Origin of the sequence: Ktedonobacter racemifer DSM 44963, from assembly GCF_000178855.1 — a bacterium.
Lineage (GTDB): Bacteria > Chloroflexota > Ktedonobacteria > Ktedonobacterales > Ktedonobacteraceae > Ktedonobacter > Ktedonobacter racemifer.
Genome location: NZ_ADVG01000003.1, coordinates 1529950 through 1544622, shown reverse-complemented (window position 1 = coordinate 1544622; position 14673 = coordinate 1529950). Strand labels below are relative to the sequence as shown.

Sequence of the window (14673 nt, the reverse complement as noted above, 5' to 3'; positions counted from 1 at the left end):
CACAGCATGCGCAGCACATGCTTTACTTCCTGCTGCATCATACATGACATCTATCGACTTGCTCGATGATCCCAAGGCTCTTCAGCAGCTTGTGTTTCAACTCTCCCACGTCAATGCAGGCATAAAGATCGCTGCCCTCCGCCAGTCTGTCGCATTCCAGGATAAGGCTCCGCTCAAACTCATTCTCGAAGCCCTACAGGATAGGCGCGAATATGTTCGCACAGCCGCGACAGAAACCATAGAGTCCCTCAAACCCTGGATCACAGACGAACAATGGCTGGAGGCACTTCAAAAGCCCTCTGACCTCGTCTACCAGGACGCCCTTGCCATCCTGGAAACACAAGGGAAGGACGCGCCGTTCAAGCCTATTTTTCGCGCCTCTTTTGCCTTAAAGCGTTCACTCCGAACCAAGGCTCAACACATTTTGGCAATGCAAGCCCAACAATGGTCGGCCAAAAAAGTAGCCTCTTTTATTCAGATGCATACAGAAATTCTGCAAAAGGGCGCTCCCACTAACCGTATGATTGCCCTGGAAATGCTTGGAGTTCTAGGGGATAAGGCACCTGTAGAAGTTTTTCTAGTGGCGCTTCAAGATGACAATGCAGATGTCCGCTGGACTGCACTCAAAATGCTTGGTACTCCAGGTGAAAGAGTATCTATAACACCCTTCCTGGCAGCGCTTCAAGATTCCGAGGCTTATGTCCGCTGGACCTCACTCGAACTACTCACCGAGTTTGGCAAGCAAGGTCACAAACTACTCTTTGAGCTAATTATGCCTCTGCTCAATGACCCGAACGCCAGAGTACGTTCTAACGCTCTAAAAGTATTAGATAGCCAGGAAGAAATTTCCATTGACTACTTCATCGCAGCCATGCATGACACCAGTGAAAGTGTGGTGCATACAGCCACAATCATACTGGGTAAGCGCAAAAACATAAAGGCAATCCCAACATTGACAGAGCACTTACTGCATGATCCAGACGACTCTTTGGATGACTACAATGAATATGCGTGGCAAGCCATAGAAGAGTTATATGAGCACATTCCCTTAGATCAGTTGATTGAGGCTTTCAATAATGGAAATGAAAGAGTACAGATTAACGCAATCGCATTACTAAATTTGCTCAAGAAGAGGACGCCAGTCGAATTATTTCTGAAACTTCTGGATGACAAAGATCCACAGAGACGCCGCCTGGGCATATGGGCGCTAAGCGGCCATCTCTCACACATTCCAATAGAGATCATAGCCAATAAGCTCAAGGACAGAGATAAAAAGGTGCGTGAAACTGCCGCACGTGTGCTATGCCGAAGGGACCTGGAGATTCCCGCTGACCTCATCTTGCCATTTCTGGATTGCCCGGAAAATATCGCGCGTGCCGCCGCAGTCAGGCTCCTAGGCACGCGTATGTCAATCGAGCGACTGCTAGCGGCGAGGTATGATCACAAGTGGACAGTACGGGTCGCGGCAATCGAGATATTGGGTACGATGGGAGAGCAGGTCCCACTTGATGTGTTGCTGGAGGCTCTCTGCGACCAGAATCTAGAGGTGTGTCGGGCAGCTATACAGGCTCTAGGCGAACAAGGAACGCATGCTCCAATCAACATCATCATAGGTGCTTTGCTAGGCCCACGTCGCATAAGCTCTACAGCCATAGAAGTTTTAGCGCAACTTGATAAACGTCCTCCATATGAGCTGCTACTGCAAGCACTCAAAGACCCGAGGCCATATATACGACGAATGGGAATCGAATATCTACAATCATTGCAATCTGATGCACCACCTCCCGTTGATGCCATCATACCTTTGCTCCAGGACAGTGATGCTTACATACGAGAAGCAACCATCAAGACATTGAATCACTGGGGAGTAATTGAGCCTGCCGAACTATTCGTTAAAGCTCTGGCTGATGACAGCTACTCTGTGCGCGAGGTAGCGCTTAGCATTCTCATAAAACTGGGAGGACATGCCCCTCGTGAGCCACTCAAAGTACTGCTTGGAGATAGCAGCGCCTACCAATTTGCCATCAAATGCCTGCAACAGACTCATCCCGAGGTGCTAGGCGAAGTAGTGGAGGAGGCCAGCAATATCCTGTCGGGGCAAGGAACGGGTGAGCTGCTTGGTTCCATCCAGCAGGCACATATAGCCGAGATCATCGGCAACATGCCCACCCCAGGTCCATTACTGGTAAACAAACTGGTCGAGCTGCTAGATTGGCCTCACCCAAAGGTACGCATGACGGCAGCCCTGGCTCTAGAGGGCCGGTCAAGTAACAGTGGTGACAGGTGACAAGCCAGCAATCACGACACTCAAGACGCGATGGGCCATCTCTTCTGCCGAGATGGTTCGATTTCCCCGGCTCCATTGAGCTGCCGGACCGAAGACTGCCCAACTGATGACCTGCGCCGTGGCTTCTACTGTCTCCTCTCCAACGTAAATCTCCGACGCCCTACGCTTGAGCCACAAGAAAAGGATCTCATAGAGTTCTTGTTGCAAAGCAATCTCAAAAAGCGGCTCAAACTGCTTATCGGCAGGCTTGAGCTGACCGCGAAAGCGAGCAAGAAAATCAAACACGGCCAGAATAAGTAAGCGGAGCGTGTCGGTTTGCAACGTGGATGAAGCAGGGAACTGGCTCAAAAGTGCCCGATGAAACTTCTCGCGCATCCAACTCTCTAAAAGGGCATATTTGTCTTCAAAGTGGGCATAAAACGTGGCCCGATTCACCGTGGCCAACGTCGTAATCTCTTGCACAGAGATGGAGTGAATGTTGTGCCTTTCTTCCAGTAATGCTATGAACGCTTGCAGCAGCAACTGACGGGTGCGCTGTACTCGTGGGTCGTCTCTTTTCACTGTTCCCGGCATCTTTTCTCCTCGCGATCTGCGCGTTCTCATTCACACGTGTGCCGTAACCAACACTTTCCCTTTGCTGTTGTCTACACAACAATCTGGTCTGTTTGCTGATTGCCGGGAAGCCGAGGCTTCCCTTACACTGGCAACAGTGTAGTATACCCCAAAGTGTTGATTATGCAACAGTGTCGCGTATGCAATGACACCCGTTGAAAGAGGAAAAGGAGACGAATCTATGACTAACAGGCTTTCCAATTGGGCCAGGGAGTTTCTCCGTGAAGACCACGCGGCAGTGGTCAGTACATTAAACAAAGATGGGAGTTCCCACCTCACCACGATCTGGTATCTACTGGCAGATGATGAGACACTGGTCATAACTACCCCGGGCCGCAGCCAAAAAAGCAAGAATCTCCGTCGAGACCCCCGTATCGCGCTTTGTGTTGGAGAGGAGGGTCGTTCTGTCAGCCTCTATGGACGCGTTTCCATCATCGAAGATCAGACACTCGTCCAGCAGGATCTCGAACGCCTGATAGAACGCTATGTGAAAGATGAAGGCATGCGCCCGCATGTAGTGACGGCCTTACTCCAGCGGGCTCCTGTGGCTCTGCATTTTCTCCCAGAAAAAGTCACCGAATTTTCAGGATGGAGCATGACGCACATCTAGAAAGCTCGGTGCAGGTCACTCGCGAGACAACCCGCGCTCCACGAGTGACTGATTTGCGCACGTCTATCAAAGCGAGGTCAGACTCAAGTCCGAGGGGGAAGGAGCGTTCCTTCCCCTCATTCTCTTGCAGATGAAAAAGTCAGGGAGTCCTGGGTTCTCTGGAAGGAAAAGAGATTTCGACCATTCTCGCCGCCATTGCAGGTTATGTTCTCGGTAGAACGACTACCGCGACGACACAAAACAAAAAAGAAGGGCCAGAACCATAATCCTCGGCTTTATTGAAAAGACTCGCCGCCATATGCGATACTTGTTGCAGCAGGGCAGCAGGGCGTCAGGTACTTCCCAACATAACTAGGCTCGCCCGGTCAGAGTCAATGGAAAGGACGCGAGCGACGTGGAAGGCAGCGAGATTGAGCACTATTTACAGGCACTGGACGAGGAGCTAGAGAAGCGCACAAAGGTGCGCAAGCCCGTCCGCCTGGCGGTGGTGGGCGGAGTCTATATGATGTTCTTTGTGCAAAATCGGGCCTCGACCAAGGATATCGACGTGGTTCCGCTCGATTTTCCCGATACTATGAATCCCAATCAAGAGACAAAGGCGTTTCGCTCAGCTATCAATGCTGTAGCGAAACGCTACCAGCTTACACGCGACTGGATGAATGATATCGTGGCCTCCTTCACACCTGAGATGGGACCCATCACCCTCTGGCGCTCCTATACCAACTTGCAAATCTATGTGCCAAAAGCCGAGTATATTCTGGCGCTGAAACTGCTGGCAGGACGCGCACGCGACGAAGACGATATCGAAGCTCTCTGCGAGCAGATTGGCGTCGAAACGCGTGCGCAAGCACAAACGCTGGTGGATCGCTATGCAACACCCGAGTGGCAGAAAGAGTGTAATCTTCAAGCTACATTTGATGATTTATTTGAGTAATCTTCAAAATAGCCAAAAATTCCTTTTATCTTTCATATCGCGCCATGCGAGAACTCCTGCCTTCAGACAAGGGGAGCATAAGTCCCAACGATGTGGCGAGCCACGTCCGAGAGCATAGCGCGTGTCATTTCTCTTGCTTGACATAAACTAATCATATATGGTATATTTCATGCATGGAGAGAACAGTATGCATCCAGCTTCAACCGAATACTGAACAGGCTCAAGCCTTACATAAGACGTTGGCACAATTTACCGTTGTCTACAATCATGTGTGTGCCTATGGTTGGCAGCAAGGCGAAAAGAACGGTGTCAAGCTTCACCACGCCACTTATTACGATACCAAAGCATTGTGTCCTGATCTGGTGAGTGATCTGCTTATCCAGGCTCGTGTGAAAGCCACAGAAACGCTCAAGAGTGCTTTCACCTGGAAAGCCAAGAAAGAAGCTACCTATTCCAAGAAGGTTGCCAAAGCACAGAAGCAGAGCAAGCCCGTTCCCGTTTTCAAGCCTGTTCGTTGTCCTCGCTCTCTCGCGTGTGCTGTTCGTTATAATGTCCATACCTACTCCCTCAACTGGGAGGCACAAACCGTTCGCCTCTCCACCACTCAAGGGAAGATGAGTCTTTCTTTCACCGTTCCTCATTTCAGTAAGCGCTATCGTGGCTGTAAGATCGCCACAGCAGATTTGCTCTCTCGCAATGGGGTATGGTGGTTGCATGTCGTGGTTGATGCCCCTGAACCCGTTGTTGAGTATCACGATGAAGTCATTGGGGTAGATTTGGGACTCAACCGTCCTGCTGTGACTTCTCAACGTCACTTCCTTGGCTCTCGCCACTGGAAAGAAGTGGATCGCCGCCGTTTTCGCCTCCGTCGCAAGCTTCAGTCCAAAGGATCGAAGTCTGCCAAGCGACATCTCAAAAAGATCTCGCACAAGCAGATGCGTTTCCACCGGGACTGTGACCATGTGCTCTCCAAACGCATCGTTCAAAACGCTACTGCTGGCAGTACGATTGTGCTTGAGAATCTGACCAACCTTCGAGAAGGTGTCCACCATCGGAAAGGCGAAGGGCAACGCAAGCTGCATTCCTGGTCCTTTGCGCAATTGTACGGCTTCATTGCCTACAAAGCGCAAGAGCGGGGAATCGCGGTCGAGCGAGTGGACCCCCGCCATACCTCGCAAACCTGTTCACAGTGTGGGCATCAAGCACGCAACAATCGCCGTTCTCAAGCGGTCTTTCATTGTCGCTCCTGTGGCTATCAACTCAACGCGGATCTCAATGCCAGTTACAACATACGAGACAAATTTTGTCTTGCTCAGGGTGGTACATCTGTCCTGGGTGGGCCGCTGTCAGACGGCCTCTCGTCTCAGGCTTCGGTCTAGGGACAAGTCCCCGGCTTTCGCCGTAGGATATCTGATGTTATAATAGATACGAAGACAGGAGGAGCTCGATAATGTGGGCCGAAATACAAAGCATGCAGACAACTTATCGCCAGATCGTTCAAGGTGAGCGTCCATGGAATGCCCTGGGCGATTTCCTCAACTACTGGTATTGCTATGCCGTGGAACGTCGCTCAGAGCTAGTGCAGGAAGCTATAGAGCAACCAGCCGGGACCGACCCGGAGCATTACCAGTGGGCGGCTTTTTGTGCCGCCGCCGTCGAGTTCCTCTGCTTACAGGCCAACATCACTGTTCCCGACTGGGTCCACGCTCCCGCATATAACCTGTCTGATCCCTGGTTTACCGGCCTGGGCGCGCGCAAACCACACGTGCAGGCACGCCTCAAACAAGAGGCCCCCGAACCCTTCGCCCGGCGCAATGTCTATTGCAGCCCTCGCGTCTTCGCCAACAAATTCGAGGTCGCAGCTCAGGTTGCCTCGCGCCAGACCGCATAGGAGCTGGCGCTTCCCCGTTTTCCCAAACATAATAAATTGCGCCTCTTTATGCTTGAGGGTATTGTGTACTTACTTGGCTCTGGGTCGTGCCAGCCGGATATGTATATGTGCTCGATCCCTCTTGATAGTGATTGTGCTCTTCTTTAGGCTGTGGCTGGGCGGGACGATATCCCTCCTGATAATAATTCTGCGGTTGAGCCGGAATAGGAGGCATCTGTGGGATGGAAGGAAATTTCGGAGCGTCAGGGGAGTTGGGATCATAGGGCACATACACAATCTGTTGATAAACCACTTGCTGTCCCTGTCCCTGAGGAGCTGGCTGAGGCTGCTGCGGCACATGGAAGAACGCCACACGCTCACGCAATGAAAAGATGAAAGGAGCGAGGATGGCTAATATGATATGGAAGAGAATCGCGATAATCAGAACGGTAATCGCTACGGATGGATCATTATAAGGCGACAACGCAGAAAGAGCTAGAGCAAGACCCAGCCCCAGTATGCCAACAATTATATGCAACATAACATAAATTGCGCCCACACGCCTGGCACTGATACCAAGCCAGAGCACTACCCCGATAAGGTAAAACATTACAAGCAAAACAACTGCTGTAGGATTAAACGCGAAGAGTTCACCAACCAGGAAGGTATACAGTGGAGTCACGAGAAGCACGATGCCTAGCGTAATAAAGAAGCGCTTGAGTGAAGAAGGCCTACCAGGTGGATTCATAAATTCCTCCAACTTTTTTATATTCTCATTTTCAGATATATTTTATACATATACGTCTAAGCTCGCTTTAAGGTTGTGATTATCATTTTAAATACATTTTCACATCACCTATCATACGGGGAGGGATAAAGACGAGAAGAAGGAGATACATACCAGATTATCTGCTTTCTATTGAGGCTGCATCTCTCTTTGTGATTTACTAAGGGTAGACTTTTGTTTCTCTATAGCTAACACTGTTTCATGCTATTTTCCTGGAGAGGAAAAATTTCTATATGAGCATACAACAGCCGGTCCGGCTCACAGAGCTTGCCAGTTGCGCGGGGTGCGCCGCCAAAATCGGCGCGGATATGCTGGCCCAGGTCGTGAAGCCGCTACGCCAGCGCGTCGTGCCAGAGCAGTTGCTTATCGGCCTGGGTGCGATTGACGATGCCGCCGTCTACCAGGTCAGTGAGCAGCAGGCCGTTATCAGCACCGCCGATTTCTTCCCGCCTGTGGTAGATGACCCCTATACCTTTGGCGCTATCGCGGCCACCAACGCTCTCAGCGACGTTTATGCCATGGGTGGACAGGTGCTTATGGCCATCAACCTGGTGGCCTGGCCAGAGTCGCTGGATACTAGCATCCTCAGCGAGGTGCTGCGTGGAGGGATGGAGGCGGTCGAGCGAGCAGGCGGAGCCATCGCAGGCGGACACTCAATCTCTGATGAAGAGCCGAAATATGGCCTCGCCGTCACAGGTATCGTTCATCCCAGGCGTATTCTCACCAAAGGTGGCGCCAGACCCGGCGATATCCTGGTTCTCAGTAAGCCTCTAGGCACAGGCCTGATAACTACCGCTCAGAAACGCGGCCTGGTCCACGAGGACGACATGGCTGCCGCAGTCACCTCCATGACCACGCTCAATAAGCGCGCCAGCGAACTACTGGTCGAGGCCGGTCCAGCCGTACACGCCGCGACGGACATCACCGGCTTTAGCCTGTTGGGACACGCCTGGGAGATGGCTACGCAGAGCAAGACCTGTATGCGTTTCGATTATACCGCGCTCCCCCTGCTCCCCAATGTTCGCCACTATGCCGAGGCGGGCTGCACACCGGGTGGCACGGCCCGCAACGTGCGCTCAGTCGGTTCGCATGTCCACATCAGTGAGCACATCGATCAGTACGCTCAGGCCATTCTCTTTGATCCTCAGACCTCCGGCGGCCTCTTCGCCGCCATCGATCCCGTCCTGTGGGAAACGCTCTCACAACAGAGCGAGGTCCCCTTCCGCCGCATCGGCGAAGTAACCGATCTCGTCAGCGACCCTGAACAAATCATACTCTCGGTCGAATAGCTAGAAGCCCGCTACTGGCGTACGCGGTAATTTTCCAAGCCCCAGTACACCAGTAGCAGGCTATCCCACAACAGAGCCAAACTGGATATCAAATGCTTCAGCCCCATCCAAGATCCAGCGCATGAGGCTTACGCCCTCACTATATAACGCCTCTTGCTCTGAGGGCAAAAGTGGTTCACGTACTGGTTCGATCACGAGCGCGGTGGATGCTGGCCGTCGCTCAAGCCGCCACCGTCCCCGCACAAAGCCATCTACCAGGAATGTCGTGCATCGGCTATTGCCAATAAAAATAGAAGAACGATGCTCGTCGGAGATGACTCGGCGACGGTCAGCGTGCGAGAACAGCAGGTTGTCAAAATCGGGGAGAAAGCGTACAGGCGCAGGCGTGTCTGCATAGGGCCGGGGAGCATCAGGCAAGTCAAAGAGTTCTCGCCCTTGCTCATCTCTGAAGGTGAGCAATTCTGGCCGCAGGCTGTCGAAAATGGGTTGGAGCCTGGTAAGTGCGGACCAGGTCTGCATGTCCTGCACACTTGCCGGACCAAACGCCGCCAGGTACCGTAAGACAAGCCTCTGCATATCCCCTTCTGAGCCAACTATTGAGCGCCCGAGCCAGGAAGCCGCCTCGGTATGAGCAGGTCTACCAGTAAAACCCCAGGTCCCCGAGGGAATAGGCTGAATAAGCGCCATATGTATTCTTATGGCATCCGCTAATTGCTGGGTCCCCATCCCAGGAGAAAACTCCTCCATCTTCATACGCAACTCAAGCCCTGTCCGTGGCTGCTCGCGCACATACACTTGCATCATATCGGTAAACCTCTCCAGATCAAAGCTCCGCGCCCTCTTCATAAAGAGGCGAAGATTACGACTCAATGCGGTCTGGATAAGAGGATGGACCAGGATATAATCCTTCGCCGTCATGAGATGTAGAGTGCCACGAAGCGATGATCCCCTTACGAGCTGCCTGCTTTCAAGGAGCTGGGTTAACGACTCACGTTGGAATGAATGCAAACGCGTCCAGAGACCAATATATGAAGCGTTGGCGACCTGGGCCTGCATAGCAACGAGCCTTGTAATGACGTCCAGGTGAGACTGCGTTGTCCGCTCTAACAAGAACTGGCGCGCCAGGGTGGCGCGATTCAACTCGCGCAGGGTCAAAATACGCTCAGCCATCGTGCCTCCTGCTCTCTTTCATCCTCTATTTCCTTGACTTCTCTCTTATCCACATCTTACTATGGAAGAAGGACGGAACCAGCCCTCCTTTAAGACTTTTTTTCAGATCTGGGTAGGAGGGTATGGTGCGCTCCGGGTGGTAGCCGCAGGTTACCACCCGGAGCGCACCATACCCTCCTACTTCGGCGAGCGCCGCAGGCGCGAGGAGTCACGCATAGCATGTATCATCCGACCAGCCGCGTTCTCACTGTTCTTGAGTTGCTTCAATCTAAACCCTTTATTACTGGTCCCGAGCTTGCCACACGCCTGGAGGTGGATGTGCGCACAGTTAGGCGCTATATCACTACCCTCCAGGATGCTGGCATTCCCGTCGAGGCCAACATTGGACGCCATGGGGGCTACCGTCTCCGCCCAGGCTTCAAACTGCCGCCTTTAATCTTTACAGAGGAAGAGGCTACGGCCATCATGCTTGGTCTGTTGGGCACTTCGTGGCTGGAGATTGGGCAATCATCAGCAGCCGTGGAGGGCGCGCTGGCGAAGGTCTCGCGCGTGCTCCCTTTCCGGGCGCGGGATCGCCTGAACGCCGTTGCCTCTCACCTCTTCTTCTTCTCACCCCAAAAGGATGCACAACCCGATGTCTCGCTCTTAATCAATATAAGCGAGGCCATCGCTCAACAGCGGCGAATCATGCTGGATTATCGCTCTCATCGCGACCAAACAACTAACCGCAAGGTCGAGCCATACGGTATGATAGGCTGGGACGGACACTGGTATTTGATAGGCTACTGCTGCCTGCGGCAAGATATCCGCACGTTTCGCCTGGATCGTATTCAGCAGGTAGCGGCCCTGGAAGAAACATTTGAGCGCGAGGGGGTCTTTGATTGTCGCGCCTACATGGCGGAAAAGTATACCCAGAGATCGGCTCGCTGGCGCATTGAAGTTGAGTTTCAGGCAACGCTCTATGCCATACAGCAGAAGATTCCAGCCTCTTATGGCACACTCACTCCCACATCCAATGGAGTCCTGTTCCAGGCCGAATACGACAATATTGATAGCCAGGCTCGCTATCTTATGTCTCTCAACATCCCCTTCTTCGTCCACCAGCCACCAGAACTCCGCGAGGCCCTGCGGAGACTGGGGGAACAAATGCTTCAGATCGCAAATGCCCCGCTCGCCACACAGGTCAATGGTTAGGTAAAGAGTATTCTACTCTTTGTTTTCTCCATAGAAGAGTCTATAATTGGCAATCAATGCATGCTTTAAATACGCATATGCCAATACCAGAATTTTATTTAGAGTAGTTTGGAGTCTTGTAATGCTAACATCACCCCTACATAGGGCGGCAAGAGTCTCGGTGCGCTCACAAGTGCTGGCTGCCTGGTGGCCCGCGTTCATCGTCGCCGTCCTTTATATCTTATGGGTAGGCCTACTGGTCGTTCTGCGAGGCTATACAGTTCTAGATTTTGTGCACCTGGGCACTGTCTGGAGTGAGCATAAAGCCAGCGGCACCTGGGGCTACGATGGTCAATTTTACTACCAGCTCGCCCGTGACCCCTGGCATGCCTACCAGTTCATGGATAATGCCCCCTATCGCTATCAACGCATCCTCTATCCCCTGCTCGTCTTCGCCTTCAGCCTGGGGAACGCGGCCCTGGTCCCCTATGTTATGCTGCTCTTCAATGGGATAGCGATTGTCGCCAGTGTGGCAATTGTGGCTCATATCTTGCGGAAACACCAGGTCTCGCCCTGGTTCAGCCTGGCTCTAGGTCTTTATTTCGGCCAGTTCGCGGCCTTCACTTTCGATACAGCCGAACCTTTCATGGTCTTTCTGCTCTGCCTGGGCATCTTCTTTACCCAGGAGAAACGCGCCTGGTTGGGGGCGCTCTTTATGGGGATGGCAACTCTCACTCGCGATACAGCAGTCTTCTTTCCACTAGCCTATAGTGTGGTCTTTCTCCTTCAGCGTCGCTGGCGCGACCTTATCCCTATGACCCTGCTGGGAGGGTTACCGCTTCTACTCTGGCTTACTGCCATCGTCCTGATTTTCGGCAAGAGTGGCCTGGGCTTTACTCCCTCCTTTGAGCATCTCCCTTTCGCGGGGGTCGCTTATTTTGCCAATGCTCCACGCAAATTCTGGCTCCTGCTGCTGGTGATGTTCCTTCCTACGCTTGCCAATTGCCTGCTGGTGGGCTGGGAGGTCTGGAAGCGGCGCTGGTCTCCCCTGCTGCTCGCATGGATCATCAATCTTCTAACCATCGTCTTCCTCTCGCATTATTCCTATATCGAGTTGATCTCCTGCAGTCGTATCAGTCTAGGCCTGATCCTGGCTGGCGTCATGTACGCCGCCTATAGCAAGAACAGGCTCCTTCTCTGGTCCACACACTTCTACACCCTCACCTGCCTGGTATATATAGCCGGCACGCTCCTGCGCTGGCCCGCCTTTATCGGGTGAGATGTGTATATGTGGTGTGGCGATGCTTGCGGTCTGCCACACCACATATACATACTGGGACATATTATAGAGAGAAAAACCATTACATCTTCTATCATTTTTCATCAAATCCCGTTGTGAGCCGAAACCGCCTGGTGAACATTCGCCAATTTTGTTTCAACAAGCCAGCTTGTACACCCGATGCGTGAGAAATTTCCGGACGAGACGTAATGAGGATGAATACGACAAGGATCGCTGCAAGGATCAAAGATGAGCCAATAGTGCCAAATCCCAGCCCGCCTTGTGCATGTGACTTTGTAAGAAGATCACCCATTGTCGCACCGAATGGACGCGTGAGAACAAATGCCATCCAGAACAAGAGGGTTTTGGAGATCCTGGTGAAAAAAGCTGCGCAAACTATCAGCGCGAGTAGACCTGAAATGAGCAGCACGCCTCCCCCAAATCCGAGGTGGGAATCGTCTGCCAGGAAATCACCCAGCGCGGTCCCCAGGGTGTTTGAAAAGAGAATTGCCGTCCAAAAAAGGAATTCAACTTTCACCGTGGTGATCTTGTTTACCGAGAAAGAAGCTTTACTGAAGCGCCAGACTATAAAGATAGCTAGCAAAAGAGTGCAGAGAAGGAGGGAACCTTTTGCGTAGCCCAGCCCTAAAGTGCGGTCCATATAATCTGACATGGTAGTACCAGCGATACTGGTTGAAAGGATAACGCTCCAGTAAAGGAAGGGATGATATTTCTTCGAGAGAAGCTGTGTCGTCAGAGTGATGACAAATAGCCCAATGAAAAGCAAAGAACTAATTGCATAGCCAACACGCATAGTCATGGATAAAAGATCACCACCTGTTTCGCCCAGAGTGGTTGCGCAAATCTTCATGATCCAGAACGCGATAGTAATTTGAGGGATTTTCTTCATCAGCATATCCTCCTACTACGTAGTCTACTGATGAAGAGAAGCGAAGCATAGAAGCGTATTGAAGCTATCTCCCGACCGGAGCTTCTATCTCCGCAAACATACGAACAGAAGCCTGGGCACACCTCGCGAATCGCTCGTGCCCAGGAAGGTAATAGAAGCCAAAACCTATCCTCTCTCCAGATAAAGCTACTTAATGGCGCTTAGCTTGCGCGTAAATTCTTCGCAGAAGGCAGTCAGCTCATCCGCAGGAATGATAGGATGCTCTTCGTCAGCCTTCAGGCGCTCGAAGATACGCGGTCCCTTATGCTCAGCGGGGAGATCAGCCGATTTGGGAACCATGTGGATATGCACATGAGGAAAGCCCTTGCCCTCCGCGAAGCACATCAAATATTCCTTCTGGACAGAACTATCCAGGTGCATGGTCTGGGCCAACCTATATTGGATCTCAGCCAGTTCTAAAAATTCCTCCCGAGACAGCTCATGCAGCGCCTCCACGTGACGTTTGGTCAGGATTACCAGCCAACCAAGGTGGATGGTGGGATAGGCATGATCAACCACCCAGTACGTTCCTTCATAGACGATGGGTCCAGGCGAAATACTACGCTCACCACTCAAGCTGAGACAGCTTAAACACTCCATAGAAGAGCCTCTTTCCTCAAATAGTTCTCCATGAGTATATCATCCCTCGCGCCTGCGGCGCTCATGGGTAAGGGGATGTCTGTGTGAGCGGCGGCTTTGCCGCCGCTCACACAGACATCCCCTTACCCGAGGCGAGCTTGCGAGCCGATGAGTTCAGCCGCCCGGAAAAGAAGGCTATAAAGCGGTGATTGTCAGGCTGCTGACACGCAGAGTGATGCCATGCGACTTGATACGCAATGGTCCTTGAGAGAGATTGGGCGAGGATGCGCTAGCTACAGTAAAGGCCTTTACGCCATCGGCGAAAAACTCTAAGATGTTATCGCGAATCTCCAGCCTGTAGACATGTGGCTCCATGCGCGGATCATAATCAAAGGGAGGCTGGCTCTGCACGACGTTGGCAGGCGGATCAATCATGGCCTGGAGTTGGGGATGAAGACCCCCAATGGTTGGAAGCTTGGAGAGCAATCCACTCGCACCTGCATTATAACCATCGATTTCACCCGTATGGGGGGTGCTAAATATAAAGCTTCCCCCACTGGGTGCGCTATATCCACTCACTTGAATGTGAATCTCAACAGCATACATCGTCGTAGGGGCAACAAAGGGGACGGTAAGCACATCTTGAGCACCACCTTTAGAGTAGAGCTCTCCATGCTGGACCTGCCAACCCGTGGCCCCCTCCCAACCCGCAATACCACGCGCCCAATCAGCCTTGTAGAGTATCGTTCTGGCCGCTGGCCCTTTACGCGGCGATGGCGTAGGTGTAAGCGCCTGAGAAGTGGGCTGCGTTCCTGAATCCGAACTGGTTGTGGGGCCGCCAGAGCAGGCAGCCAATACCACCATGAGGCAGACAAAGAAGAGGCTACATATAAAGCGCCGCCGATGCCAGGGAGTATAAGCGAAATACAGGTTTTGTCTATACATTGACGAAGGCATACGAACACTCCTTTATTCGCTACAAGCCAGTAATTACTAAAATACTTTTTAGATCATTACCTATAGATAGTATAGGGGCAGGGGTAAAAGAATGTCAAGAAATAGCCACGCTATAGCTATCTTTCAGCATTGACAGAAGCATATAGAGCATGTTAAGCTCTATATGCTCTTCTCCAT

At 52.1% G+C, this 14673-nt stretch carries 14 protein-coding genes; 8 read left to right on the top strand and 6 right to left on the bottom strand.

Features of this window, described 5'->3' with window-relative positions:
- Positions 1 to 43: 43 nt before the first annotated feature.
- A complete protein-coding gene (locus KRAC_RS35720; protein ID WP_007915865.1) occupies positions 44 to 2287 on the top strand; it encodes a HEAT repeat domain-containing protein in 2244 nt (747 codons plus the stop codon).
- Here KRAC_RS35720 and KRAC_RS35715 read toward each other — a convergent pair.
- The gene (locus KRAC_RS35715) at positions 2264 to 2860 is read right to left on the bottom strand and encodes a TetR/AcrR family transcriptional regulator (RefSeq protein WP_007915863.1); all 597 of its coding nucleotides are present in this window, start codon (positions 2858 to 2860) and stop codon (positions 2264 to 2266) included. The two genes, KRAC_RS35720 and KRAC_RS35715, sit on opposite strands and share 24 nt — an antisense overlap.
- Positions 2861 to 3080: 220 nt before the next feature.
- Here KRAC_RS35715 and KRAC_RS63170 point away from each other — a divergent pair, with 220 nt between their 5' ends.
- From KRAC_RS63170 to KRAC_RS35695, 4 genes are all read left to right on the top strand, one after another.
- Positions 3081 to 3509: a PPOX class F420-dependent oxidoreductase gene (locus tag KRAC_RS63170; protein ID WP_007915862.1), complete on the top strand. Its 429-nt coding sequence runs from the start codon at positions 3081 to 3083 to the stop codon at positions 3507 to 3509.
- A gap of 394 nt (positions 3510 to 3903) precedes the next feature.
- Positions 3904 to 4443, top strand: a complete 540-nt coding sequence (locus tag KRAC_RS35705; RefSeq protein ID WP_007915859.1) for a DUF6036 family nucleotidyltransferase — start codon at positions 3904 to 3906, stop codon at positions 4441 to 4443.
- A 173-nt stretch (positions 4444 to 4616) separates the two neighbouring features.
- Positions 4617 to 5822, top strand: a complete 1206-nt coding sequence (locus KRAC_RS35700) for an RNA-guided endonuclease InsQ/TnpB family protein (protein ID WP_007915858.1) — start codon at positions 4617 to 4619, stop codon at positions 5820 to 5822.
- Positions 5823 to 5893: 71 nt separating this feature from the next.
- The gene (locus KRAC_RS35695) at positions 5894 to 6334 is read left to right on the top strand and encodes a hypothetical protein (protein WP_007915856.1); all 441 of its coding nucleotides are present in this window, start codon (positions 5894 to 5896) and stop codon (positions 6332 to 6334) included.
- 46 nt (positions 6335 to 6380) lie between these two features.
- Here KRAC_RS35695 and KRAC_RS35690 read toward each other — a convergent pair whose 3' ends face one another.
- Positions 6381 to 7061, bottom strand: coding sequence for a hypothetical protein (locus tag KRAC_RS35690; RefSeq protein ID WP_007915854.1), 681 nt, complete (start codon positions 7059 to 7061; stop codon positions 6381 to 6383).
- 272 nt (positions 7062 to 7333) lie between these two features.
- Between KRAC_RS35690 and selD the strand changes: the two genes are divergently transcribed.
- Positions 7334 to 8389, top strand: coding sequence for a selenide, water dikinase SelD (selD, locus tag KRAC_RS35685; protein WP_007915853.1), 1056 nt, complete (start codon positions 7334 to 7336; stop codon positions 8387 to 8389).
- Between the two features lie 60 nt (positions 8390 to 8449).
- Here selD and KRAC_RS35680 read toward each other — a convergent pair whose 3' ends face one another.
- Positions 8450 to 9559, bottom strand: coding sequence for a winged helix DNA-binding domain-containing protein (locus KRAC_RS35680; RefSeq protein WP_007915851.1), 1110 nt, complete (start codon positions 9557 to 9559; stop codon positions 8450 to 8452).
- Between the two features lie 219 nt (positions 9560 to 9778).
- Here KRAC_RS35680 and KRAC_RS35675 point away from each other — a divergent pair, with 219 nt between their 5' ends.
- Both KRAC_RS35675 and KRAC_RS35670 read left to right on the top strand, forming a co-directional pair.
- Entirely contained in the window at positions 9779 to 10753 is a 975-nt protein-coding gene (locus tag KRAC_RS35675) for a helix-turn-helix transcriptional regulator (protein ID WP_007915849.1), read from the top strand.
- Between the two features lie 121 nt (positions 10754 to 10874).
- Complete coding sequence (locus KRAC_RS35670) at positions 10875 to 12011, top strand: AZOBR_p60025 family cell surface glycopolymer formation protein (RefSeq protein WP_007915847.1); 1137 nt, start codon at positions 10875 to 10877, stop codon at positions 12009 to 12011.
- Between the two features lie 94 nt (positions 12012 to 12105).
- Here KRAC_RS35670 and KRAC_RS35665 read toward each other — a convergent pair whose 3' ends face one another.
- The 3 genes from KRAC_RS35665 to KRAC_RS35655 all read right to left on the bottom strand — a co-directional run bounded on the left by KRAC_RS35665 (position 12106) and on the right by KRAC_RS35655 (position 14496).
- Entirely contained in the window at positions 12106 to 12921 is an 816-nt protein-coding gene (locus tag KRAC_RS35665) for a COG4705 family protein (RefSeq protein WP_007915840.1), read from the bottom strand.
- A gap of 186 nt (positions 12922 to 13107) precedes the next feature.
- The gene (locus tag KRAC_RS63165; RefSeq protein ID WP_007915838.1) at positions 13108 to 13560 is read right to left on the bottom strand and encodes an HIT family protein; all 453 of its coding nucleotides are present in this window, start codon (positions 13558 to 13560) and stop codon (positions 13108 to 13110) included.
- 174 nt (positions 13561 to 13734) lie between these two features.
- Positions 13735 to 14496 carry a hypothetical protein gene (locus tag KRAC_RS35655; protein WP_007915836.1) on the bottom strand — a complete coding sequence of 254 codons (762 nt, stop codon included), beginning with the start codon at positions 14494 to 14496 and terminating at the stop codon, positions 13735 to 13737.
- Positions 14497 to 14673 lie beyond the last annotated feature (177 nt).

Bases quoted from the DNA above. Each gene is read 5' to 3' on its own strand.
- KRAC_RS35720 (WP_007915865.1), top strand. From the start codon at position 44: ATGACATCTATCGACTTGCTCGATGATCCCAAGGCTCTTCAGCAGCTT.
- KRAC_RS35715 (WP_007915863.1), bottom strand. From the start codon at position 2,860: ATGCCGGGAACAGTGAAAAGAGACGACCCACGAGTACAGCGCACCCGT.
- KRAC_RS63170 (WP_007915862.1), top strand. From the start codon at position 3,081: ATGACTAACAGGCTTTCCAATTGGGCCAGGGAGTTTCTCCGTGAAGAC.
- KRAC_RS35700 (WP_007915858.1), top strand. From the start codon at position 4,617: ATGGAGAGAACAGTATGCATCCAGCTTCAACCGAATACTGAACAGGCT.
- KRAC_RS35695 (WP_007915856.1), top strand. From the start codon at position 5,894: ATGTGGGCCGAAATACAAAGCATGCAGACAACTTATCGCCAGATCGTT.
- KRAC_RS35690 (WP_007915854.1), bottom strand. From the start codon at position 7,061: ATGAATCCACCTGGTAGGCCTTCTTCACTCAAGCGCTTCTTTATTACG.
- selD (WP_007915853.1), top strand. From the start codon at position 7,334: ATGAGCATACAACAGCCGGTCCGGCTCACAGAGCTTGCCAGTTGCGCG.
- KRAC_RS35680 (WP_007915851.1), bottom strand. From the start codon at position 9,559: ATGGCTGAGCGTATTTTGACCCTGCGCGAGTTGAATCGCGCCACCCTG.
- KRAC_RS35675 (WP_007915849.1), top strand. From the start codon at position 9,779: ATGTATCATCCGACCAGCCGCGTTCTCACTGTTCTTGAGTTGCTTCAA.
- KRAC_RS35670 (WP_007915847.1), top strand. From the start codon at position 10,875: ATGCTAACATCACCCCTACATAGGGCGGCAAGAGTCTCGGTGCGCTCA.
- KRAC_RS35665 (WP_007915840.1), bottom strand. From the start codon at position 12,921: ATGAAGAAAATCCCTCAAATTACTATCGCGTTCTGGATCATGAAGATT.
- KRAC_RS63165 (WP_007915838.1), bottom strand. From the start codon at position 13,560: ATGGAGTGTTTAAGCTGTCTCAGCTTGAGTGGTGAGCGTAGTATTTCG.
- KRAC_RS35655 (WP_007915836.1), bottom strand. From the start codon at position 14,496: ATGCCTTCGTCAATGTATAGACAAAACCTGTATTTCGCTTATACTCCC.